Source organism: Bradyrhizobium sp. 956_D2_N1_4, assembly GCF_052076025.1.
GTDB lineage: Bacteria > Pseudomonadota > Alphaproteobacteria > Rhizobiales > Xanthobacteraceae > Bradyrhizobium > Bradyrhizobium barranii.
On record NZ_CP197237.1, the window covers coordinates 6,260,387 to 6,282,381 of the forward strand.

At 59.8% G+C, this 21,995-nt stretch carries 21 protein-coding genes; 5 read left to right on the top strand and 16 right to left on the bottom strand.

Going from position 1 to position 21,995, the window contains the following annotated elements:
• Nucleotides 1-25: 25 nt before the first annotated feature.
• The 12 genes from AB7535_RS29650 to AB7535_RS29705 all read right to left on the bottom strand — a co-directional run bounded on the left by AB7535_RS29650 (nt 26) and on the right by AB7535_RS29705 (nt 12,033).
• Nucleotides 26-451, bottom strand: coding sequence for a hypothetical protein (locus AB7535_RS29650; RefSeq protein WP_166102933.1), 426 nt, complete (start codon nt 449-451; stop codon nt 26-28).
• The gene (gene ptsP, locus AB7535_RS29655; RefSeq protein WP_166102936.1) at nt 448-2,046 is read right to left on the bottom strand and encodes a phosphoenolpyruvate--protein phosphotransferase; all 1,599 of its coding nucleotides are present in this window, start codon (nt 2,044-2,046) and stop codon (nt 448-450) included. The genes AB7535_RS29650 and ptsP overlap by 4 nt, the downstream gene beginning before the upstream one ends.
• A 5-nt stretch (nt 2,047-2,051) precedes the next feature.
• Nucleotides 2,052-2,366, bottom strand: a complete 315-nt coding sequence (locus AB7535_RS29660; RefSeq protein WP_028150081.1) for an HPr family phosphocarrier protein — start codon at nt 2,364-2,366, stop codon at nt 2,052-2,054.
• Complete coding sequence (gene dhaM, locus AB7535_RS29665) at nt 2,359-2,760, bottom strand: dihydroxyacetone kinase phosphoryl donor subunit DhaM (protein ID WP_028150082.1); 402 nt, start codon at nt 2,758-2,760, stop codon at nt 2,359-2,361. The genes AB7535_RS29660 and dhaM overlap by 8 nt, the downstream gene beginning before the upstream one ends.
• A complete protein-coding gene (dhaL, locus tag AB7535_RS29670; RefSeq protein ID WP_063981217.1) occupies nt 2,757-3,371 on the bottom strand; it encodes a dihydroxyacetone kinase subunit DhaL in 615 nt (204 codons plus the stop codon). Before dhaL ends, dhaM begins: the two co-directional genes overlap by 4 nt.
• Entirely contained in the window at nt 3,368-4,375 is a 1,008-nt protein-coding gene (locus tag AB7535_RS29675) for an ABC transporter ATP-binding protein (protein ID WP_166102941.1), read from the bottom strand. Before AB7535_RS29675 ends, dhaL begins: the two co-directional genes overlap by 4 nt.
• Complete coding sequence (locus AB7535_RS29680; RefSeq protein ID WP_166102945.1) at nt 4,368-5,465, bottom strand: ABC transporter ATP-binding protein; 1,098 nt, start codon at nt 5,463-5,465, stop codon at nt 4,368-4,370. Before AB7535_RS29680 ends, AB7535_RS29675 begins: the two co-directional genes overlap by 8 nt.
• A gap of 6 nt (nt 5,466-5,471) precedes the next feature.
• Nucleotides 5,472-5,684, bottom strand: a complete 213-nt coding sequence (locus tag AB7535_RS29685; RefSeq protein ID WP_166102948.1) for a hypothetical protein — start codon at nt 5,682-5,684, stop codon at nt 5,472-5,474.
• Nucleotides 5,681-6,634, bottom strand: coding sequence for a carbohydrate ABC transporter permease (locus AB7535_RS29690; protein WP_028150087.1), 954 nt, complete (start codon nt 6,632-6,634; stop codon nt 5,681-5,683). The genes AB7535_RS29685 and AB7535_RS29690 overlap by 4 nt, the downstream gene beginning before the upstream one ends.
• On the bottom strand, nt 6,631-7,590 hold the full coding sequence (locus AB7535_RS29695; RefSeq protein ID WP_014492573.1) for a carbohydrate ABC transporter permease: 960 nt from the start codon (nt 7,588-7,590) through the stop codon (nt 6,631-6,633). The genes AB7535_RS29690 and AB7535_RS29695 overlap by 4 nt, the downstream gene beginning before the upstream one ends.
• Before the next feature lie 103 nt (nt 7,591-7,693).
• Nucleotides 7,694-9,040, bottom strand: coding sequence for an ABC transporter substrate-binding protein (locus AB7535_RS29700; protein ID WP_063981213.1), 1,347 nt, complete (start codon nt 9,038-9,040; stop codon nt 7,694-7,696).
• 422 nt (nt 9,041-9,462) lie between these two features.
• A complete protein-coding gene (locus tag AB7535_RS29705) occupies nt 9,463-12,033 on the bottom strand; it encodes an ATP-binding protein (protein WP_231143397.1) in 2,571 nt (856 codons plus the stop codon).
• A 779-nt stretch (nt 12,034-12,812) separates the two neighbouring features.
• On the opposite strand from AB7535_RS29705, the gene AB7535_RS29710 reads away from it, so the two are divergent.
• Nucleotides 12,813-13,235, top strand: coding sequence for a hypothetical protein (locus AB7535_RS29710; protein ID WP_231143398.1), 423 nt, complete (start codon nt 12,813-12,815; stop codon nt 13,233-13,235).
• A gap of 701 nt (nt 13,236-13,936) precedes the next feature.
• Here AB7535_RS29710 and AB7535_RS29715 read toward each other — a convergent pair.
• Nucleotides 13,937-14,152, bottom strand: coding sequence for a hypothetical protein (locus tag AB7535_RS29715; RefSeq protein ID WP_085400585.1), 216 nt, complete (start codon nt 14,150-14,152; stop codon nt 13,937-13,939).
• Nucleotides 14,153-14,343: 191 nt separating this feature from the next.
• On the opposite strand from AB7535_RS29715, the gene AB7535_RS29720 reads away from it, so the two are divergent.
• Nucleotides 14,344-14,631: a PilZ domain-containing protein gene (locus AB7535_RS29720; protein ID WP_166106103.1), complete on the top strand. Its 288-nt coding sequence runs from the start codon at nt 14,344-14,346 to the stop codon at nt 14,629-14,631.
• 549 nt (nt 14,632-15,180) lie between these two features.
• Here the strand turns inward: AB7535_RS29720 and AB7535_RS29725 are convergent.
• The gene (locus AB7535_RS29725; protein ID WP_231143399.1) at nt 15,181-15,558 is read right to left on the bottom strand and encodes a hypothetical protein; all 378 of its coding nucleotides are present in this window, start codon (nt 15,556-15,558) and stop codon (nt 15,181-15,183) included.
• Nucleotides 15,559-15,931: 373 nt separating this feature from the next.
• Here AB7535_RS29725 and AB7535_RS29730 point away from each other — a divergent pair, with 373 nt between their 5' ends.
• Entirely contained in the window at nt 15,932-17,728 is a 1,797-nt protein-coding gene (locus tag AB7535_RS29730) for a flavin-containing monooxygenase (RefSeq protein WP_231143400.1), read from the top strand.
• A gap of 222 nt (nt 17,729-17,950) precedes the next feature.
• On the opposite strand, the gene AB7535_RS29735 is transcribed toward AB7535_RS29730, so the two are convergent.
• Nucleotides 17,951-18,412 carry a hypothetical protein gene (locus tag AB7535_RS29735; protein ID WP_201266161.1) on the bottom strand — a complete coding sequence of 154 codons (462 nt, stop codon included), beginning with the start codon at nt 18,410-18,412 and terminating at the stop codon, nt 17,951-17,953.
• A 50-nt stretch (nt 18,413-18,462) separates the two neighbouring features.
• Here AB7535_RS29735 and AB7535_RS29740 point away from each other — a divergent pair, with 50 nt between their 5' ends.
• The gene (locus AB7535_RS29740; protein WP_085400578.1) at nt 18,463-19,488 is read left to right on the top strand and encodes an RES family NAD+ phosphorylase; all 1,026 of its coding nucleotides are present in this window, start codon (nt 18,463-18,465) and stop codon (nt 19,486-19,488) included.
• 52 nt (nt 19,489-19,540) lie between these two features.
• On the top strand, nt 19,541-20,707 hold the full coding sequence (locus AB7535_RS29745) for an MFS transporter (protein WP_354113111.1): 1,167 nt from the start codon (nt 19,541-19,543) through the stop codon (nt 20,705-20,707).
• A 213-nt stretch (nt 20,708-20,920) separates the two neighbouring features.
• On the opposite strand, the gene AB7535_RS29750 is transcribed toward AB7535_RS29745, so the two are convergent.
• Entirely contained in the window at nt 20,921-21,922 is a 1,002-nt protein-coding gene (locus tag AB7535_RS29750; RefSeq protein ID WP_085400574.1) for an adenylate/guanylate cyclase domain-containing protein, read from the bottom strand.
• Nucleotides 21,923-21,995: the final 73 nt, after the last annotated feature.

The following is a 21,995-nucleotide window of genomic DNA, read 5'->3' on the forward strand; positions in this document are numbered from 1 at the left end:
TCCGGTCTAAAGTTCGATTCAATGGCTAACCGACGCTTTCCGCAAAGCGCGCGAGCTGCGCGGCTAAATCCACGATGAGCTGCTCGAGCGCACGATTCTTCTTGTCGTCACCAAGTTCAGGAACGGTCACCGCAATGACACGCGTGCGCGCTTCGCGGTGGGGTGCGCGCAGTCTTCCGGGGTGCGCGCGGCCATACGCATCGAGAAATGCCGCACGCTCGGCGCTGGACAGATGGCAGACGTCGAAGATGACCGCGACATGCTTCGCCGGGATCGGCACCAGATAAGCCGGATTCGTGATTTGACTCACGAATGAACGATTCTTGCCCAGCGCCGCCGCAAGCTTCAGGCGCGTCCCCGAGGGCCGATTGTCGAGTACCTTTCGCAGGATTATTTTGTATTCTGCGACATTCTTGTCACCGGGCGTGTCCTTGCCGACATCGTCCTTCATGAACTCACCTTTGCGATTGCGGCCTTGAGCCGTGCGACGGCAATCGGCGACACAGAGAGAGTTGTCAATCCGGTCGCGAGCAGCGCCGCCGTGAGGTGAGTGTTGGCCGCGGCGTCGCCACAGAGCGAAACCTCGACGCCACGCTTTAGCCCGGCCTCGACGGTCGCGGCTATCAGTGCCAGCACAGCCGGATTGCTGGTATCATTGAGGTCAGCGACTGCGCCGATGTCGCGCGCCGCCGCCATGGTGTACTGGGTGAGATCGTTCGAACCGATGGAATAGAATGCAGCGCCAAAATCCGCTGCACAGAGCGCCGCCGCTGGAACCTCGACCATAATGCCGAGCGGCGGGCGAGCACAGGCAACTCCTTTCGCTTGGAGGGCAGTGAACTCCGCGTCAAGTATTTCGTTCGCGCGGTCCAATTCCGACGGGACCGCAACCATGGGCAACATCACTTTCAGCGTGCCATGGACAGCCGCACGGCAGAGCGCGCGGAGCTGCATGCGAAACACCTCCGGCCGCGCGAGCGAGAGGCGGATACCGCGGAGGCCGAGAAACGGATTGCTCTCACCTTCGACCGTCAAACCGGGAACCTGCTTGTCTCCGCCTGCATCCAAGGTCCGGATCGTCACCGGCTTATCTTGGGCCCAGACGAGAATGTCTCGATAGACCCTGTATTGCGTTTCCTCGTCCGGCAGACCGTGGGCCGCCTCGAACAGGAATTCCGTGCGTACAAGGCCGATGCCGTCGCAAATTGCGGAATCAAGGTTTGCAAGGTCTTCAGGCCCGGCGACATTGAGCAGAACCGCTATCCGCCGACCATTGGCGACGAAGGCAGGCGCAAGGCTGGTCGCCTCGACGACAGCCAGTTCGGCCTTCGCAGCCGCCATACGCAGCTCAAAGAGACGGATGGTCTCCGGCTCCGGATCGAAGATGACCCTTCCGGCGTCGCCGTCTACCAGCGCCAAGACTGGTGGCTGTCCATGCCACGACAACGGACCTAATCCAACGACCATCGGCGCCCCGCGCGCACGCGCCAACATCGCGACATGCGAGGAAGGTGAGCCACTGGCCAGCGCGATCGCGCCGCCTTGCGACCAGTCAGTCGCAAGAAAGGTCGAAGGCGTGATATCTTCAGCCGCAACAATCGAACCGCCCGCGATTCCGGCGACAACGTCCACACCGCCCAGATGCGCAAGCACGCGATCGCGGATGTCAACGATATCAACGGCCCGGGCACGGAAATATTCATCTTCAGCCGCGCGATAGCCGGCGATCTCTAGGTCGAGCGCCCGGCGCCAGGCATGGTCGGCAGCGATCCCGATCGCGATAAGTTCATATGCCGTATCTGTTAGTGCATCGTCTTCCAACATGGCGGCCTGGAACTCCAGAATGTCTGCCGCCTCACTCTGAATCGTCTTGATCTGCTCGGCGAGTTGCGCCCTCGCCCCCCCAATCGCCGCCCGCAGCGCTGCAGCCTCCTGCTCCGGATCCTCGCTCGCCATTCGCCCGGCCACGGCCGCAGTCAGCACGGCGACCGGCCCGAACGCGAGGCCAGGCGATGCGGCACGGCCGATAAGCTGGATCTCTGCCACTGCCGTTAAGCCTCACCAAAACCGTCATGCACAAGTGCAAGCATGGCAGCAAGCGCCACCTCTCCGTCCGGTCCGGCGACCCGGAAATGCAGCGTCGCCCCTTGTGGGGCCTTCACACGCATCACCTTCACCGGACTCTTGGCATCCGTCCAAGGCCCGTCTCCAGAGAGGGCGAGTTCGATCTTTGCGGCAAACCTCTTCGCACACTGCGTGAGCTTGACCGACGGCCGCGCATGAAGTCCGACCTTGTTGACGAGAACCGCCGAGGCGGTCAGCGGCACCGACGTCTCACCTGCCCGGCTGGCGTGGGCATCATGCATAGAATTCCTCCGCGCTACGCTTGACGGCTGCGAGCGATGAGCCACCCGAGGATTCCGTCGCTGCAATCACCGCTCCTTCGACCACCGGAGCATTGCAGACGACGACGCGCGCCCTTCGATCTTCAGCCAACATTTCCACCGCCATCTCGGAATTTGTCTCCGCTCCACCGAGATCAACGAGCACAGCCACACCTGCTGCGGACCACGCCGCCTCGATCGCCTCCAGGATTCCAGCAACATTCGTGCCGAGCCCTCCATCGACATCGCCGCCGGTCCAGGCGAGCGGCACCGCATTGCCCACCATCTGGCGCACCATATCTGCCGCGCCTTCCGCTATCTTGGGCGAATGTGAAACGATAACGATTCCGACATTGCCGCCATTTGGATTGTTCATGACCTTGCCTCGAATTCCAATACTTTGACTGCAGCCCCGATCAACAGGGACGTTGAGCGCGAACCGGGGTCCATGTGACCAATGGAGCGTTCGCCGAGAAAAGAAGCCCTGCCGCGAATAGCGAGCATCGGCGTCGTGCGATCTGCCGCCTGCACCGCTTCTAACGCAATCGCCCGCGCGTCGCCGCCTGCAGCCAATACCGCTTGCACGGGCACCAGGACATCCAGCAAGGTTTTCTGTCCTGCCTCCGAGCGTCCGCGCGCCTTTACGGCATTGATTGCCATATCCGTAGCCGCGACAAACTCCGCGCGTGTTGGCTGCTCTGGAAGCGCCTTGCCCAACTCCATGAAGAAGGTGCCAACCAGCGGCCCAGAAGCCCCGCCGACCTTCATGACCAGCGTCATTCCGATCGACTTCAGCATTTCTGGCAGAGACTTGTCCGCAAGGCCGGGCAACGTCGCGAGCACGGCCTCGAAGCCGCGTTTCATGTTCAGCCCATGATCGCCGTCACCGATCGCCTGGTCGAGGCTGGTCAGTTCGTCGGCGTGCTGGATCACCGATTCCGCAAGCGCCCGCACCAGATTCTCCCTAGAGGTTCGATCGAGACTCATGCCGCGACCCTCCCGCCGGCCGCATCGAAGAACAGCGGCCTGTTAAGGCGTAGCGACACGACGTCGCCAACGTCTAACCTCGCCTCAGGGTCCGCCAACGTCACGACAGGTTGGCCGCCGAGATCGAGATGGACATGGCTCTGGTCGCCGAGATGTTCGACCCGCGTGACGGTGGCCGACACGTCCCCGCCGCTGCGTGCGATCGCCAGGTGCTCGGTACGAGCGCCAATCGTCTTAACGCCGGGCGGAACGCCGGCAAATAGAGTTGCCGGCAGCAGGTTGATCATCGGCTGGCCGAGCCGGGCAGCGACATAGGCGTTGACCGGGTTCTCGTAAATCTCGCGCGGCGTGCCGATCTGCATCAGCCGCCCGGCCTCCATCACGCCGATGCGCGATGCCATGGTCATAGCCTCGGTTTGATCGTGGGTGACGTAGAGGATCGTCGCGCCGAGATCGATCTGGATCCGCTTAAGCTCCAGGCGCATTTCACCGCGCAGCTTGGCATCGAGCGAAGAAAGCGGCTCGTCCATCAGGTAGATCGAGGGCGAGCGCACCAGAGCGCGGCCAATTGCAACGCGCTGCATCTGCCCGCCCGATAGCTGGGTCGCCTTGCTGTGTAGCTTGGCCTCGATATGGAGAAGACGCGCAACCTGTTCGACCTTTGCGCGAATTTCGGCATCCGACAGGCGCCGAGTCGGCGCGCGTAGCGCAAAGGCCATGTTCTCGAACACGGTCAGATGCGGGTACAACGAATATTGCTGGAATACGAAGGCGACGTCACGATCCGCCGGCGCATCACTGGTCACATCGCGTCCGTCGATGCGGACCGAGCCGCTGTCGGGCGCCTCTAATCCGGCAACGAGACGCAGCGTGGTTGTCTTGCCGGCGCCGGTCGGCCCCAGCAACGCAACGAATTCGCCATCTCCAATGGTGAGGGACAGATCGACGACGGCTTGCGTCTTGCCAAACGCCTTGGAGACCGCCCCGATCTCGACTTCAGCCATGCTTGCCTCCCTCGTGCAATGCGGTGCGTATTGCCCGTCCCGACCCCTGGTCGAAGAGCGACAACGTATCGGGCCGAAAATCGAGCCCGACATTCATCCCAATCCGAAAGGGCATGCTGGCGGGCGAGCGGGCCTTGAGAGCGCCGTAAGGCGTCGTCACCGTCACGATCTGCGTCGTGCCGAGATATTCCGACCCATAGATCTCGCCCCGCACCATGCCGCTATCGGAAAAACGCACATGCTCGGGTCTGACGCCCAGGACAAGGTCGCTCTCCACCAGAGCCTCGCGTGCGGTGGGTATCGCAACGTCGCGATCCCCGAGCCGGATCGCCTGCGCCCCGGCTTGCAGGCTGCCGCGAAACGGCAGGAAATTCATCGCTGGAGAACCGATGAAGTCCGCGACGAAGAGCGAAACAGGCCGGTCATAAATGTCGCGCGGACTCGCAATCTGCTCGACCACGCCGTTGTTCATCACCGCAATCAGGTCCGCCATTGCCATGGCCTCCAGTTGATCATGCGTGACGTAAACGGTGGTCGCGCCAAGCCGGTCATGCAGCGCGCGCAATTCCTGGATCATCGCCTCGCGCATCTCGGTATCGAGCGCTCCGAGCGGCTCGTCCATCAGGAAGCACTTCGGCTTGCGGACGATCGCCCGCCCAAGCGCGACGCGCTGACGGTCGCCGCCGGTGAGGGTCGAAACCGACCGATCAACGAGGTGGGAGATACGCAGGATCCGAGCGGCCTCCACCACGCGCCGGTCGCACTCCGCGGCTCCGATGCCCTCGCATTTAAGCGGAAAGCCGATATTGCGCCGGACATTCATGTGCGGATAGAGCGCAAACAGCTGGAAGACGAAGGCGATATCTCGCGCGGAGGCACGGTTCATCGTCACGTCCTCACCGTCGAGCCTGATCGTGCCGGATGTCGGCAATTCCAGTCCTGCAATCATCCGTAGCGTTGTCGTTTTGCCGCAGCCGGACGGCCCAAGCAGACAAAGGAACTGTCCGTCATCCACCGTAAAGCTCGCGCCCTTGACTGCGTGAAACTCTCCAAAGGATTTGTTGAGCGCTTCGACCCTGATCTGTGCCATCGAGCGCTACTCCCGGACCTTCGAGACGATCATGAACATCACCGTCCCAAAGAGAGTGACCGCGAAAGACCAGGAATAAAGCGTTAGAAAAAACGGCTGCATCAGCATGACCACGCCTGCGGCAATGATCGCCGTCGCGATGGCCTCCAGCGGACCGCGCCGCAACATTCTGCTCGTCAGGCTAACGTTCGGCGTTGACGTGTTCACATCAAGGTTCATTTGCGAACGGCCCCAAAGGTAATCCCGCGCAGAAGATGCTTGCGAAGCAGCACCGTGAACACGACGATCGGCACAAGAAAGATCGTCGTGCCGGCGGCTACGGCCGGCCAATCCTGGCCGCCTTCGCCAATGATGATCGGAATGAATGGGGGCGCGGTCTGAGCGTTGCCAGAGGTCAGAAGCACAGCAAAGGCGTATTCGTTCCACGCAAAAATAAGGCAGAAAATCGCCGTCGCCGCGATCCCCGTCGTCGCCTGCGGTAGAACCACCTTCACGAACGCCTGAAAGCGCGTATAGCCATCGATCATTGCCGCTTCTTCGTATTCACGCGGGATTTCGTCGATGAAGCCCTTGAGTAGCCAGACGGCGAGCGAGACGTTCACCGACGTGTAGAGCAGGATCATCCCGAGACGGGTATCCGATAGCCCGACGGTCCGGTACATCAGGTAGATCGGGATCGCGACCGCGATTGGCGGCATCATTCTGGTCGACAGAATGAAGAACAGGAGGTCGTCCTTGAGAGGCACGCGGAAGCGCGAAAAACCATAAGCCGAGAGCGTACCGAGCGCGACGGCAAGCACCGTCGAGCCAAAGGCGATGATCAGCGAGTTGATGAAGCGCGGCACGTAGTTCGACGGCCCGGCGACAACCATGTTGCGGCTGCGCGCGATGTTGTCACAAAGCCCCTGCGGCGGCCCCAGCGTCTGGATAAACTCCTGAGTCTGACGCGAGCGTGTTGTGAAGACATTGCAATAGCCTTCAAGGGAGGGCTTGAAGAGGACCTTCGGCGGATAGGAGATCGCATCGTCAGGCGACTTGAACGAGGTGAGCACGATCCATATCAGCGGAACCATCGTTATGATGGCATAGAGTATGACGAGCAGGCCGGCAAAGCGGCGAGTGCCAGTCGACGGTTCGACAACTGAGTGGGCTGCATTTGAGGCGCTCATCTGCTTTTCACCCGGTTCAGCGCCTTGACGTAGATGTTGGCAAGGCCAAACACTGTCACGAACAGAATGATCGCGAAGGCCGAGGAATAGCCGGTTCGCCAACTCTCAAAGGCCGCGCGCTTCAGTGTGATCGAAGCGACTTCCGTGGTCGAGCCCGGCCCTCCTCCGGTCAGGAGGTTGACCATGTCGAACATCTTGAAATTCTCGATCCCGCGAAAGAGCACCGCGAGCATGATGAACGGCAGAGCCATCGGCAGCGTGATCGACCAGAACTGCCGCCAATTCGACGCGCGGTCGACCTCCGCTGCCTCATAAATGTAATCCGGGATCGACCGCAGCCCCGCCAGGCAAATCAGCATCACGTAAGGCGTCCACATCCAGGCGTCGACGATGACGATGGCCCACGGGCTGAGGGTCACGTCTCCCAGCATCTGGAACGACGAAGCGCCGCGCCCCGTGAAGAAGGCGACCACGTAGTTGAACAGCCCGATCTGCGGCTGATAGAGGAAGGTCCAGAAATTGCCGACAACCGCTGGTGAGAGCATCATCGGCAACAGAATGATCGTGGTCCACAGGCCATGGCCACGGAATTTCTTGTCGATCAGGAACGCAAGGCCGAATCCGAGCACAGTCTCGATCAGCACGGTCCAAACCACGAAATGCGCCGTGACCTGCATTGCCGCCCAGATATCCGGATCGGTCAGGATCGACTGGTACCAATCGGTCCCCAGCCATAGCGTCGGCGCGTTCGGCCGATTGGCGCGGTAGTTGGTAAATGACAGGTAGATCGTCCATACCAGCGGGAAGATATTGATCGCCAGCAGCAGCACGATCGTCGGCGTGATGAAGAGCCATGCGAGCGCCTGGTCCGAAAGGCCGCGGATACGACGTATCACGCCTGGTCGGATCGGGACGGCCCGGTAGGTGATCTGCGACGAAGTGCTCAAATCGTTCATGGCCCTGGTCAATCCTGGCGTCGCGATTGTCGACTATGCGACGCCTGCGGGTTCTACCGAAGAGAGCCTGGAGCGCGCTCGGCGTGCGCTCCAGGCGTTTGCCCTAGAACTTCTTGCCTTCTTCCTTGAAGATCGCCTTCCAGTCCTTGACCAGGCCATCGAGCGCTTCCTGCGCGGTGCCCTTGTCCGCCACCACGTAGTCATGCACGCGCTTCTGTTCGGCTTGCAGGAGTTGGGCATAGGAAGGCTCGGCCCAGAAGTCGACGACCATTCCCATCGACTTCAAAAACTCGCCGGCAAACGGCGCGCTGTTCGGGAAGCCCGGATCGTTCAACACTGACTTGGCGCAGGAATAGCCGCCCAGCGCCCACCACTTCTTCTGCACATCTCCACCGGAGAACCATTTGATATATTGCAGCGCCTCGGCCTGGTTCTTGGAATAAGAAACGACCGAGATGCCCTGCCCGCCGAGCTGCGTCGCCCGGGTCGCGGGGCCGGCGGGATTGCTGAAGAAGCCGATCTTGTCCCCACCGACGTTCGGATCTTTGTAGAGGCCCGGGAAGAAGGCGAAGAAGTTCATCTGCAGCGCGACTTGCCCCGACTTGAACGCATCAAGCCCTTCGGACATGTAGGAGTTGGATGCGCCGGGCGGCGTACAGCACTTGTAGAGCTCCTTGTAGGCCTCGAGCCCCTTCACGGCGCCGGGCGAGTTGACGAACCCGTCCATTGAATACGGCTTCTTCGGATCCTGATACTGGAAGCCGTAATCATAGAGGTAGTTCGACACGCCCATGGTGATGCCTTCCGAGCCCCGCTCGGTATAGATCGAAGCGCCATAGACCTTCTTGCCGTCGATCTCGCGGCCCTGGAAGAATTTTGCGATGTCGCGCAGTTCATCGAGCGTCTTCGGCACGGCGAGATCGCGGCCGTACTTGGCCTTGAAATCCGCCTGGATCTCAGGCCGCGCAAACCAGTCTTTGCGATAGGTCCAGCCCACCGCGTCACCCATGGCGGGCAGCGCCCAATAGTTCGGGCTGTTCTTCGGCCACTCGGAATAGCCGACCACTGTCGCCGGCATGTAGTCGTCCATGCTGATTCCTTCCTTTGTGAAGAAATCGTTGAGCTTGACGTACTGACCGTTCTCGGCGGCGCCCCCGATCCATTGCGAATCCCCGATGATGAGATCGCACAGCGAGCCGTGCGAATTGAGCTCGTTCAGGAAGCGGTCGGCATAGTTGGTCCACGGCACGAACTCGAACTTCATGCCGACGCCGGTCTTGGCGGTGAAATCCTTCGACAGTTCGACCAGGGCGTTGGCAGGATCCCACGCGGCCCAGCACAGCGTGATGGTCTTGGCCTGCGCATGCGCAGGAGTAGTCCCCACTCCGACACCGAGCGCGGATGCGAGAACTCCGAACGTAGTAAGGAGCGCCTTTACTGTCTGTTTCATAACGCTTTCCCTCCCAGTGGGGCCGGCCATCGACATGGCGCGACTCTCCAACCCGCTCGAATGCTTCGAGCAGAGCGATACAGTCCTTCACGGGCTGAACGACTAAACGGACGTTTCCTCGCGCCTGCCTGGATTCTTAGGGATTCAGCCAAGCTCGATTTGTTTAGTGAAACACTATATACTAAACATTGCAAGCACGCTCTTAAGTCGCTCGGTCATGGTGCCCCTCGCGAAATTGAGGCAGCGACCATGCGCTCAACCGGTACTGGCTATGCGATCTGCGCCACCTTAAGTTACATCAGGGACTTTGCGTTCGCGCACGGCTGCCTCGACCTGATCTGCAAGAACCGCGAGATGGCTGGCTCTAGAGACGAATACGCATTGTCGCTATGGACGGCGATGCCGTCTGGCTTCGTGCCTGCCTAACTATCTTCTTTCTGAAGAAGAGAATGCAGACGTTGAGCGAGTTCGGCCACGCCAAAGGGCTTGTGAATAATCGGGAACTCGTCTGTCGCCCCGTGACGCGCGAGCACGTCTCCCACGTAGCCCGACGTAAGTAATATCTTGATCCTGCTGTTCCGCCGCTTTGCTTCGCGAGCAAGCTCGACGCCATTGGGACCATTCGGCATGACGACATCGCTGAACAGAAGATCGAACCCCTGATCGCTGTCGAGAATTCGGATGGCTTCGGTACCGTTGTGAGCAAGGCGAATCCGATAGCCAAAGCTCGTCAGCATTGCAGACACGACTTCCAACAGATCTTCATTGTCCTCGACCAAAAGAATTCGCTCGGAGCCTCCCGGCATAGCCCGGGTCTGTTCAGTTTCCACCTCGTCGCGAGCCTCCTGATTGGCTCTCGGCAGGTACAGTGAGATCGTGGTGCCGGCGTTAGGGGCACTTTCGACTGAAATATAGCCACCGGATTGCCGGACAAAGCCATACACCATGCTGAGACCGAGGCCAGTGCCCTTGCCAACTTCCTTGGTAGTGAAGAAGGGCTCGAAAATCCGGTCTCGCACCTCGGGAGACATCCCCTGCCCCGTATCCGAGACGGACAGCCTCACATATGATCCGGCCGGACATCCAGCGACGGCTTCCCCATCCAGAACGACGTTCCGCGCCTCGATCTCGAGCACTCCGCCGCCCGGCATCGCATCGCGGCCGTTCAGCGCTAGATTGAGAAGGGCAGTCTCCAGCAGGGATGGATCCACCTGACAGAGCCACAATCGCTCGTCGATCTTCAGCCTGACCTCGCATTCTGCGCCGACCGCCTGACGGACGAGCCCCTGGAAGTTGGAGATCAGCTCGTTGGCATTGATCAGTTTAGGGTTGAGCTTTTGCCGTCGAGAGAAAGCGAGGAGCTGTGCGGTGAGCTTCGCCCCCCGGTCGGCGGCACGCCGCGCAGTCGCGGCGAAGCGCCGGATCTTGCCGTCATTTGCCGCGCGCTCGATGAGATCAAGGTTTCCCGAAACGACGGCAAGCAGGTTGTTGAAGTCATGGGCAATACCGCCCGTGAGCTGTCCGACGGACTCCATCTTCTGGCTCTGATGAAGCTGCTCCTCGATGCGCTGGCGCGCCTCCACGGCATGCTTTTGCTCGGTGACGTCTCGAAAGAAGATCGCGATCCCTTCGCCAGAAGGAAACGCGTTGATCGCATACCATGCGGCACGACGAGGACAGTGCGCTTCGAACGAAACCGGACGGCGGTCCGACATGACTTCCCGAAGCTGCTCGACGATTCCCGTATCGCGGGCATCCAGAAGCGATGCCTGCAGGTGCATTCCAATCAGATCACGCCCCTGAGCGATCTGAGACCAGGCCCTCTGGTTGAAGAAGCTGATCCGCCAATCGTGGTCGACGATCACAACGCTGTCGGTCGTGCTTTCGAAGAGCATCGTAAGCCGGGCCGCGGCGTCCTCGGCCTTCTCTTTTGCATCGGACAATTCCTGCTCGCGGCGATCCAGCGCATCGGCCATGGTGTTGAAGGCGCCGGCTACGCCTGCGATTTCAGAACTGCCGCGGATGTTCACGCGGCGAGCATAGTCGCCGAGGCGCCATCGGTTCGCGGCGTCAACTAATAGCCCGAGCGGCCGATGGATGAATTGCCGGGCGCCGAGTAGCGTCAGGCCCAGCACCATCATGGCGCTGAGGGCGATGAGGAAGATGTCGTGTCGGGTCCGGCTCTGGATCTCGGCAAAGGCGTTCGCCTTGTCGAGGCCGAAGCTGACGCGAAGTCCCCCAGAATCGGGCCCGAGAGCCGAGAAACCCACGATCCTCTCGACGCCGTCGACATCAACCAGGTCGGCTGCGAGACCGTCGCCATACTGTCTCTCATCACCAGCGCGAACCAATTTCTTACCGACAAATCGGTCATTGTCCGGATAGCGGGCAAGGTAGGTGCCGTTGCGATCGGTGATGGCCAGCGCGTCTCCCGCCGGAACACCCGCGCGCGCGATGTAGTCCGCTAACCAGTCCAGGCCGAGAGGCGCAATGATGACGCCCCCTGGCTGACCATCATCTCCGTAGAAAGGCAGCGCAAACTGAATGAGTTTCCGATCGACGGACAGACCGATCGAGAATTGTCCCACCGTAAACGCGCCCGTCTTCAACGCATCCGCAAAGTAGGGACGCCCGGAGACATTCACCGGCTTGCGATCTGTGTTTGTATCGCAGAAGGGCTGGCCACTCAGATCGGTAGCGACGAAAGTGAGGAAAGCCGGAAACCGGGACCTCATCCCTGCCATAGCCGCATTGCACCCCTTGCTATCTTTCGCCTTTATCGCAGGGAGTTCGGACAGCGCAATCAGGACCTGCCGAATGCCCTGAACGATCTGTTGCTGCTGTTCGGCGGCGAGCTTAGCGAGACCGAGCGCCTGATTCTGTACGTCCACCTGGCGCGCGCGTCGAAGGTTAACTTCGTTGTACGCCTGAATCGAGATAGCGGGCAATAACGCGACTGCGACAAGCGCCAACAGGCGCGACAAGATGGTCATTCTCTGCCGTATTCAAATCGTCCCGGAGCTTGCTGTGCATTTCAATCCCAATGGGGATACGCTTATAGGCGTTCGTCATTCCAATCACGATCGTGAGAACCACGAGTGACCGCTTGTTGAACATGCGCGGCGGCGCGAGCTTCATCCGCACCCGCATTCAAATGACACATGTTGCATGTTCGCCCCTGCAATCCCGCCCTACTCGCGAGCGCCATGACATCGCGCGGTGGTACAGCCAAAATCGACAATCTTGGTACTTTTTTTTGAGCGGGCACCGCGCATCTATCTGCCAAGACCAACGGCAACTCGGATGTAACTTCGACCTGTGGAACGACGGTTCGAATGCGTCGGGCGCGATCGCGCCGCGGCGTCGGAGTATTGCGTCGGTAAGACCAAACCTACTTTGCTTAAAGCATCGCCTTGCTCATGATCGCTCATGAAATGCCAGGCGATCACAGATCCGATCTGGACCGCACCAGCGATACCGGCAAGCGCCGGTATTTCATGGCCCAACCATCCTGGAAAAGCTGGCGGTGATGGAGTTATGGTTTAACGAATCGGCGGATGTGTTTCGGTAACGGAAGGAGCCGCCTGGATCGGTTCCGTTACAAGCGCCTTTATCTTGTCGAAGTCTGCCTTTGACCCTCCAGGCACGATTAACCTTGGCGGTTAGGCTTACCGAGCAAGCATCTCCGCGAGAAGCTTGACGGCCGATCTATGAGCCGTTGGCCAGAACCGATAGATTGCAAGGATTGAGTCGTTGCGTTCGAGTGGCGCGCGTGAGTTTTCAGCTTTCCATTTTGAAGATTTTGGCAGGGCAGCCAGACGGCCGGGGAAACCTTGAGCTTATCAAGCTGCATCTCGCGGTTTTCTATACGAGCGGCCCTGAATGGACGTTGCGTATGAAGCGTCTCGCTGAACTTGCGCCGGATCTTGATGCGTTCAGCCAAGGACTCATCTCTCGCGAACGCGGCGCTTGGACTATCACGAACCAAGGACGCGACTTCCTTGCCAAACTCGAGGAGGCTGCCTTGGGTGCAACGCCGGCCACACGGCCCCCCGACCCAGCCGAGCCGGTAGAGGTCGAGCAAGCCTCGCCAATAGCTCCGCCAGCGGCGGCTTCTCCGCCGAAAGTACTGGAGCGATCGCACGGGCGCCCCCAAGGCAAACACCGCAAGAACCATCGCAAACGATCGGCTTAAGTCGGCGGAATCTTAGATCGGTTCGGTCTAAGACGGATCGACCTCCTCAGCCCTACGGTTGGTCAGTGGGGCGAGAAGGCGCGCGATGGCCTCGTAACGGCGATGTACTCCCTCGAATATTCCCCGCTCTCCGAAGATGACCGTCTGCGGGCGCGTCAGCCGTCGTAACGACGAGGGCAGCGGTCGAAAGACGCAGCGAGCGACGGGTCGTGATTGTTGGATGCGGTACGTCTCTCATCGCTGAACTCCAAATCGGTGCAACACTGTTGCGCGGTCGACCCACAAAACCGCTTCCGACTTTTGATCAATCGTTATCGTTGTGCCTCGCTATCCGACCAACACGTAATTGCGCGAGTGTTGTTCGGACACCTTTGTGGGCGAACCTAAGAACCAAATCACCAGATCGGCGTTATCCCGGCACTATGGAGCCGTTTCGCGGAGGTCTAATGATGGACCCGAATCGAGCAGCTTTACTCCTATCTGCTATCGCTCTGGCCATCGCCATTGGATCGGCAATCACGTCAGAGCGCCTCGATACTCGTACGGCCAGCAACGACGCAGTTCCCGGAACGGTAGGCCTCGCTAGGCCACACCCGCCGCTGGACCGTGCGGCAGGTGAACCGATACAAATGGTAGGCGGGCCGCCTGGCGCGAGTATTCGGCAGCGTCCCTGACCGAACACTGGCCACCCAGCGAGAGCGCTACCGAAGCTCCTTGATGTGGCCGGTGCTGTCGACGATGAGCGACCGCTCCGTACCCTCCTTGATTGCTCGGTAGGTCTTGATCTTGCCGCTCGGGACCTCCTGAATCTGCGAATAGCCCGCGGCAGGTAGCTTGGCCTCAATCTCCCCCTGCGTCAGGGCGAACACAGGCGAGGACGCCCCCACCGTTACAACAATGGCAATGACTGATCGCATCGTTCGCCTCCTGGCTCCGCCAGAGGATGCGATGGCTCCGACCGTTTTTGGCGGCACGCACTGTCTCACTGAAGTTCGCCAATTTTCGCTAGCGATTAGTCGAGCTGCAAAGCGCGAATTGCTAACTCTTGTTAATCATTGGGGCACACGCTCTACGTCAGATATTTCATACTTCTATTTTTTTGCCGCGCATGGCCTTTGGTCGAAGAAAATCGGACCGTGTTCAATTTGCCCATCAGCACGCCGTCAACTTGATGGCTGTGGATGGCACTTGGAGCCGAGTCTGCGTTCTCAAAGACATTTCAGTAACGGGGGCAAAGCTAGAGGTTGAGGGCTCGACTGACGTCCTAACCTCGCGAAAGTTCTTCCTAGTTCTATCGTCAACGGGCCTCGCATTTCGTCGCTGTCAGTCGGTCTGGTTGGATGGACCAGCCGCTGGCGTGCATTTCATCCACGATAAGAGGAAGTCTGCGTCGTGAGCGCCATGCAAAACATGGAGCTGATCGTCCAGCGCAGCTTGCCTACTCTTGACGTAGAGTCCCTTGAATGTTGTGAGGCGAAAGAAGCACTTTTCCGAAGCAAAGACGGCTTTATGCTCTATCTAACAGATGGAGCCCCACCGCCTCTTGGTAGGGAGCGACTGGTCCCATTGAGTCTTCGTCAGGCACTCCTCTGGCTAAACGAAAACCAACTCTCCGAGGCTGGGTCTTTCTGGGCATAGCGGAGAGCAGCTTAGCTGCAATACCGACAAAACCAAGTTTGCGTCTGGGCCCAACCCGCTTAAGCAGCTCGCGGAGTTGCGGATGGAGCATCCCCGCGCGAGACCGCAATCGCATTGAGGCCACTCCGGATCCTGCCTTCAAATCACTTCCGCCGATGCTGTTGGCTTACGTTCTCAACCAGGCCCTGATCACGATCCGCCACCGGGTGCTGTTCTGGGAGCGTCTCGGACGGGTTGGGGCACGCTTATTGCTCCCCGCCCTCACGCGACGCGCATCAACTCGGCGTCACGCCAATGCTCGACCCACCTACTTGATCGTCGCGTGCACTGTGATGACCGACGTGCCAGAAGCCTTCGGCCCCTCGCCGGTTGCTTTGATGGCAAAGGTGTCACTTCCTTTGTATCTCGCCTTCGTCCTGTACTCGTAAGTCGCAACGTTGAGCTTCTTCAGTTTGCCGTGTGCTGGCTTTTGCGAGATTTCCGAGCTACTCGCCGCGCCGCGCAACGTGATCGGGAAGATGCAACTGTCCCCAGACGCGACGCTGATGTCGCCGGTCGAGTTCTCGCCCCAATCCGCCAATTCCATTGATCTGGAACATTCCGAAGCCGCCAGGACGATAGAAACATAAGTTGGGCTGGAAGCTCCCGCGACAAGCGCCAAAGTGGCAAGGCTAGACAATCGCATCGTTGATCTCCCGGATCATACCGCAGCTTAGCGCGAATCGGTGAGCAGTAGTTTCGTTGATTTCAGTGGGGGACTGGCATCGGGTTGCAGTCCGCCGAATCATGGCGATCGTGAGCTGTCCGGGGTAGTGGACATGCTCTGCCCCTCCGTTACAGGAGCCTGCGGGCCAAATTCCGGACGCATGCACCGCAGCAAATAGAGCTCTTAGTCTACCCCATCGTCGGTGGGCGAAGCGGCGTTGTTGCAGGCGAGCGCTGAGAGGCGCTGAAGCCGACCGGGAACCCTGCCGCGCGAGTCTGGATTCCCGCGATGGTTGGAGTAAGGTCGTGCGAGCCTGCGCGGAACAATTGCAAACGACATCCGGGAGGAAGTGATGCTCGACACCACGCTTAGCGCGCGCGTCCAGGTTTTCCTCGACAAGTTTGAAGCCGCGCTTGCGGCGGGCGATCTCGACGCCGCCGTAGGGATGTTCGCTCCGGAATGCTACTGGCGCGACCTCGTTACCTTCACCTGGAACATCAAGACCATGGAAGGCCGCGATCAGGTCCGCGACATGCTCGCGCATTGCCTCGCGCATGTGAAGCCGCGCAGCTGGAAAATCGCCGAGGGTGAAACGCCAACCGAGGCCGGCGGCGTGACCGAATCTTGGATCACGTTCGAGACCGAGGTCGCGCGCGGATATGGACTCATCCGCCTGCAGAACGGTCAGATCTGGACGCTCTTGACGACCATGGCCGAACTGAAGGCCCATGAGGAAAAGGCTGGCTTCAGCCGACCGCTCGGCGCCAGGCATGGCGTCAATCCCGGCGCCAAGACCTGGAAGGAACTGCGTGACGAGGAAGTAGAGCAACTTGGCTTCAAGAGCCAGCCCTACGTGCTTGTCATCGGCGGCGGGCAGGGAGGCATTGCGCTCGGGGCCCGGCTGCGCCAACTCGGTGTGCCGACGATCATCGTCGAAAAGAACGCACGCGCCGGCGATTCCTGGCGCAACCGCTACAAGTCGCTCTGCCTGCACGACCCCGTCTGGTACGATCACTTGCCCTACATCGATTTCCCCAAGAACTGGCCTGTGTTCTCGCCCAAGGACAAAATCGGCGATTGGCTGGAAATGTACACCAAGGTCATGGAGCTGAACTACTGGACGAACACCACGGCCAAACGCGCCAGTTGGGACGACACCAAGAAGGAATGGACCGTCATCGTCGAACGCGATGGCAAGGAGATTACTCTGCGGCCCAGGCAGCTTGTGTTCGCGACCGGCATGTCGGCCAAGCCGAACATGCCGAAAATCAAAGGCATCGAAACGTTCAAGGGCGAGCAACACCATTCCTCACGCCATCCCGGCTCAGGCGGCTACAAAGGCAAGAAGGTGGTGGTGATCGGCTCGAACAATTCGGCCCATGACATCTGCGCTGCGCTGTACGAGGCCGGCATCGACGTAACGATGGTGCAGCGCTCGACGACCCACATTGTGCGCTCGGATTCGCTGATGGAGAGTATCGGCGATCTTTATTCCGAACGCGCCGTCCGCGGCGGAATGACGACGGCAAAGGCCGATCTGATCTTCGCTTCACTGCCCTACCGGATATTGAATCAGTTTCAAAAGCCGGTCTACGACAAGATCCGTCAGGACGACGCCGCTTTCTATGCCGGGCTGGAGAAGGCCGGCTTCAGGCTCGACTTCGGTGACGACGATTCCGGGCTATTCATGAAATATCTGCGCCGCGGCTCGGGCTATTACATCGACGTCGGCGCCTCACAGCTTATCATTGACGGCAAAATCAAACTGTTCGCTGGACAGGTCGAGGAAATCACGCCCAACGGCGTCAGGCTCGACAACGGCAAGGAATTGCCGGCGGACGTGATCGTCTATGCCACCGGCTACAGCTCGATGAACGGCTTTGTCGCCGATCTCGTGAGTCCGGAAATGGCCGACAAAGTCGGCAAGGTCTGGGGCCTCGGCTCGAATACGACAAAGGACCCCGGCCCATGGGAAGGTGAGCAGCGCAACATGTGGAAGCCGACGCAGCAGGAAGGCCTATGGTTCCACGGCGGCAATCTGCATCAGTCGCGACATTACTCGCAATTCCTTTCCCTGCAGTTGAAGGCGCGCTACGAGAGCATCCCGACGCCGGTCTACGGCCTGCAGACTGTCCATCACAAGGCCTGAAATTGCCGAGTGCACAGCGGGGCTCGCGGATTGCGAGCCCCATGCCATTTCCGGGTCTCCGCACTCGCCGGCGCAATGGCCGCCTTGTCAGCGCGCAGCAGAAAGGGCTCGGGAATGGTTAGGCCAAGTGCCTTCGCACTCTCCGGGTGTCATCGAAGCTGGTGACAGGGAGGTCACCGGTTCTGAGAGAATTCCCCTCGCCAGTGGAATTGGACCTTCTATTTAGACACGGTTGAGAGCGCAGTTCTCAGTGGTTTGCGGGCTGAATTGAGCGCGCCGAAAGTTATTGCGGAGTACGTGCGTACTTATCTCGAAGAGCGAAAGCGCCTCGCAATCACATCGAATGGAAAAAGGCAGCGTCTCGAACAACAGCTTAGACAGTTGAATCGAGAAATCGAACGACTGGTGGATGCGATCGCAAAAGGGCACGGCGATCCATCCATTCTCGGTCCGCGATCGACCGCCCTCGGCGCCGAACGCGAGCGAATAAAAGACGCATATTGCCGCTTCGGCCCAGCAATCTGCCCCACTCGCGAGCGCCGTGCCATCGCGCGGTGGTACAGCCAGAATCAACGATCTTGGTACTGTTTTAAGAGCGCGCATCGCGCATCTATCCGTCATGACCAACGGCAGATGCAACTTCGACCCGTGGCACGACGGTTCTAAAGCGGTGGGCGTGATCACGTCAGCCGTCTTTGCTCGGCCAAGGCGCGGTACTTCTCAGGAGAACACGAATGACTCTAGGTACGGGATGGCGCAGCCTGGCGAATTTACTCAAAGCTGAGGCGCGCTTATTCAGCCCGAAAGCAGCGGAAAATCTCGCATCGTTCTTCGATTGCATAGGCGAACTGGAAGCGCGCGAAGGCCACCCGCTCATCTTGGATGCTGGTCCTCGAACGGATTTCCCTACCCTTTATCGCGCCCGGGTCTTTCAATCTGACGACAAGCTAAAAGCAGCCCTCACCAGGCCAGACATCCACCTCGGCTCACCGCCAGTGCCCTCAGCGGCGGCCGGTCGCATGAATGCGCGCGGTATCTTGGCTTTCTACGGTGCAAACAATCAGAAAGTGGCTGTAGCCGAGGTGCGGCCACCTGTTGGTAGTCGGATCGCGGTGGCTCAATTCGAGATCATCAGAACGCTTCGACTGCTCGACGTGACCGCCCTCGGTGACGTCCGCATCACTGAAGGCCTTGCTGATTGCGGGCTGGCTGGGAGGATGGAGGGCGCCGTTTTTCTGAAGTTGCTAAGGTCACGTCTCACGCGGCCGGCAATACCCGATGACGATGGGTCTGAGTATCTCGCAACGGAAGCCATGGCCCATTTTCTTGCGACAGAGGCCTCGGCGCCTATTGATGGCATCATCTTTCCATCAGTACAGGCGGTCGGAGACGCTTTTAATATCGTCCTTTTTTACGGGGCGGCCCGTGTTGAGCCCATGAACGTGCCAGAGGGGGCAGAGATCAGCGCGAGCACGGGCCGTTGGGCAGAGGATGGCTGGGTGGACGACTACGAGGTGCTTGAGAAAGTTCCGTCAACTCAGGGGGACGTTGATAACAACGAGCAAGAGCCGACATGCCCCGCCGTTACAACCGCGAAAGCTGCGCCGGCTGCCCCTCGCGATGCTAATTGGCGCGACTATAGTCTACGCATCATGCCCGAAAGCGTGCGGGTGCATCGCGTAAGGAGCGCGGAATTCGCCACGGACAAATTCGCGGTGAAACGACGGCGTCAGGAAAAGCACGGTAGCATCGATATTTAGGCGGATCGAGGCAATCGTAGAACACACGTGTTCCAATGTACGAGGGCTCGGTGTGCCTGGATCGCTAAACTCACTGCTCTGGTTGACACTCGGCGCTTTCGCGATCGGAACCGAAGGCTTCATGATTGCCGGACTGTTGCCACGCTTGGCGCGAGACCTGGATGTCACCCTGCCCGCCACCGGCCACCTGGTCACCGCCTTCTCCCTCGCTTACGCCATAGGCGCCCCCACGATAGCCATGCTGACCGCCGGACTGGAACGGCGGCGCTTGCTCGCCATCGCCATAGCAGGGTTCAGCATTGCGAATCTGCTCGCCGCATTGGCACCGAGCTACGCCGAACTGCTGATAGCTCGGTTGCTGCTGGCCCTGTCTGCCGCCAGCTTCATGCCGGCCGCCGGCGGATATGCAGCCGCACTGGGTGGACCGGAGCGGCGGGGTCGGGCTTTGTCAATGGTCACCAACGGGCTGACCTTGGCAATCATCGCCGGCGTGCCGCTCGGAGTGCTGGTCGGAGAAAGCTTCGGCTGGCGCGCGACCTTTCTCAGCGTCGCAGGGCTGGCGACACTCTCGCTGCTCGGGACCCTCGTGGGAATGCCGAGTCAGCCGCCCGTTTCCACTGCGGGTCTCGGAGGGCGTTGGGCACTAGCCAAGCGCCCCGACATGATGGCGATCCTGGCGACCAGCGTGCTGACGGTCTCTGCAACCTTCACGCTTTATACGTATCTGGGCGTCTTCCTCGCAGATGTCGCCGGGATCAGACCTCAGGGCCTGGCTCTGGTGTTATTCGGCTTCGGAGTCGCCAGCGCGGCCGGTACCCGGCTCGGTGGCACCGCGGCGGACCACTGGGGTGCGGACAATGCAGTGATCGTGGGCGGTGGCCTTACTGCTTATCCTGTCCTCTCGCTGGGCGCGGCGCTCGAGCCTGCGCGAGCCATGCTCGTTATCTTACCAGCCATTCCGCTCTGGGGCTTGGCCAGCTGGGGCCTGATGACGGCACAGCAGGCGCGGCTGGTCGCGCTAAGCCCAGCTCTGGCCGCGGTCAGTCTGTCGCTGAACTCGTCGGCCATTTATCTAGGCAGCGCTACAGGCGCGGCCATTGGCGCGCTGGTCATCGCCCATGGCGGAGTGGATTGGCTCGGCTGGGTGGCGGCGGCGTTCGGCGTGGCCGCACTGCTGTCGGTGCTGGCTAGCGGCCGCGCCTCCCCACCCCGAGGTTGAGACGTTGGATATCGGCTGGAGCGGCGTCTTCTGGCCTTTAGTAGACACGCTGCGCTCGAAACGGTCGACCTCTGACCCTGGCTGTCCGAAAACGCCGCGCTTGATCGTATTCAAACAGGCGCCCTTGTCCTCAAGCAACCATCCACCCCACTATCACACACCGGATTTGATTGATCTCGGATCCGTCCAATCCATGCTCGGACGTACGAAGGCTCACCCTGCTTTTAAACTGTAGAGTTGAATGGGCTCTTTGTAGCCTCGAAGCCGATGCTTGCCTTCACTCGTGAAAGCTTTGGCGAGGTCGAAGCTACCCTCCGCAAGAAGACATCGTATAAAATCGCCAGTGACGAGCACCGTCGCATCAAGAACCCGGCAGTAAGCTTCGACACGGCTCGCGATGTTCACAGCGTCGCCGACCACCGTGAATTCAAGCCGATTGTCGGTGCCAACATCGCCCTGTACAACCTCGCCGCAATGGATACCGACGGCAACGCGAATGGCCATATCGGGGTTTTCAGCATGTTGTTCATTCCAACGGCCAAGACGCTCATGGATCTGCAATGCACAGAGCGCCGCGTTTGTTGCATCTTGCTTGCTGGCAATCGGCGGGCCGAACACGGCCATGAGACCGTCCCCGAGGAACTTATCTATCGAGCCCTCGCATATAAAGACGGCCTCGCTGAGCAAGCCTAGCAAATCGCGCAGCAGCTTAATGACTTCGTCAGGCGCCTTGCCAGATGCATGTGCTGCAAATCCCACGATGTCGGCGAATAGCACCGCTGCTTTCTGGCGCCGCGCGACAGAAAGGGGCACGTCGATCTGAACAAGCTGTTCAACAATTTTTGGGGAGAAGAAACGCGCTAGGTTTGTGCGCTCTCGTTTGACTTCCGCAAGGCGCTCGTTTGCCGAACGATTCCTGATCACCAAGACTACCGTGATCGTGATCGATACGTAGCTTATTAAAGATCTCAACGGCGCTGTGCCAGCTACCGTGAATCCGTGTGTAAGCACATAGCTAAGCGCGGTCAACGCCGCGCACCAAATCCCGGTCAAAATGATGCCACGGCATTGAAGATCGTATGCGCTGATCAAAATGACAGCTACGTACAGAGAGGCCACAGCAAATTGAAGAGACGACAGCGTGTCCATGAGGAAGATGCAAGCTGCCAGCACAATGGCTGGACCGAGGGAGTGTGGGCGCGCCGAATAGAACATCTGTGCAGCCTACTAGCTCGTTTCCGAGTGAGTTGAAAACTCCCCCGATCAAATCGTTCATGAGGCTCAATGC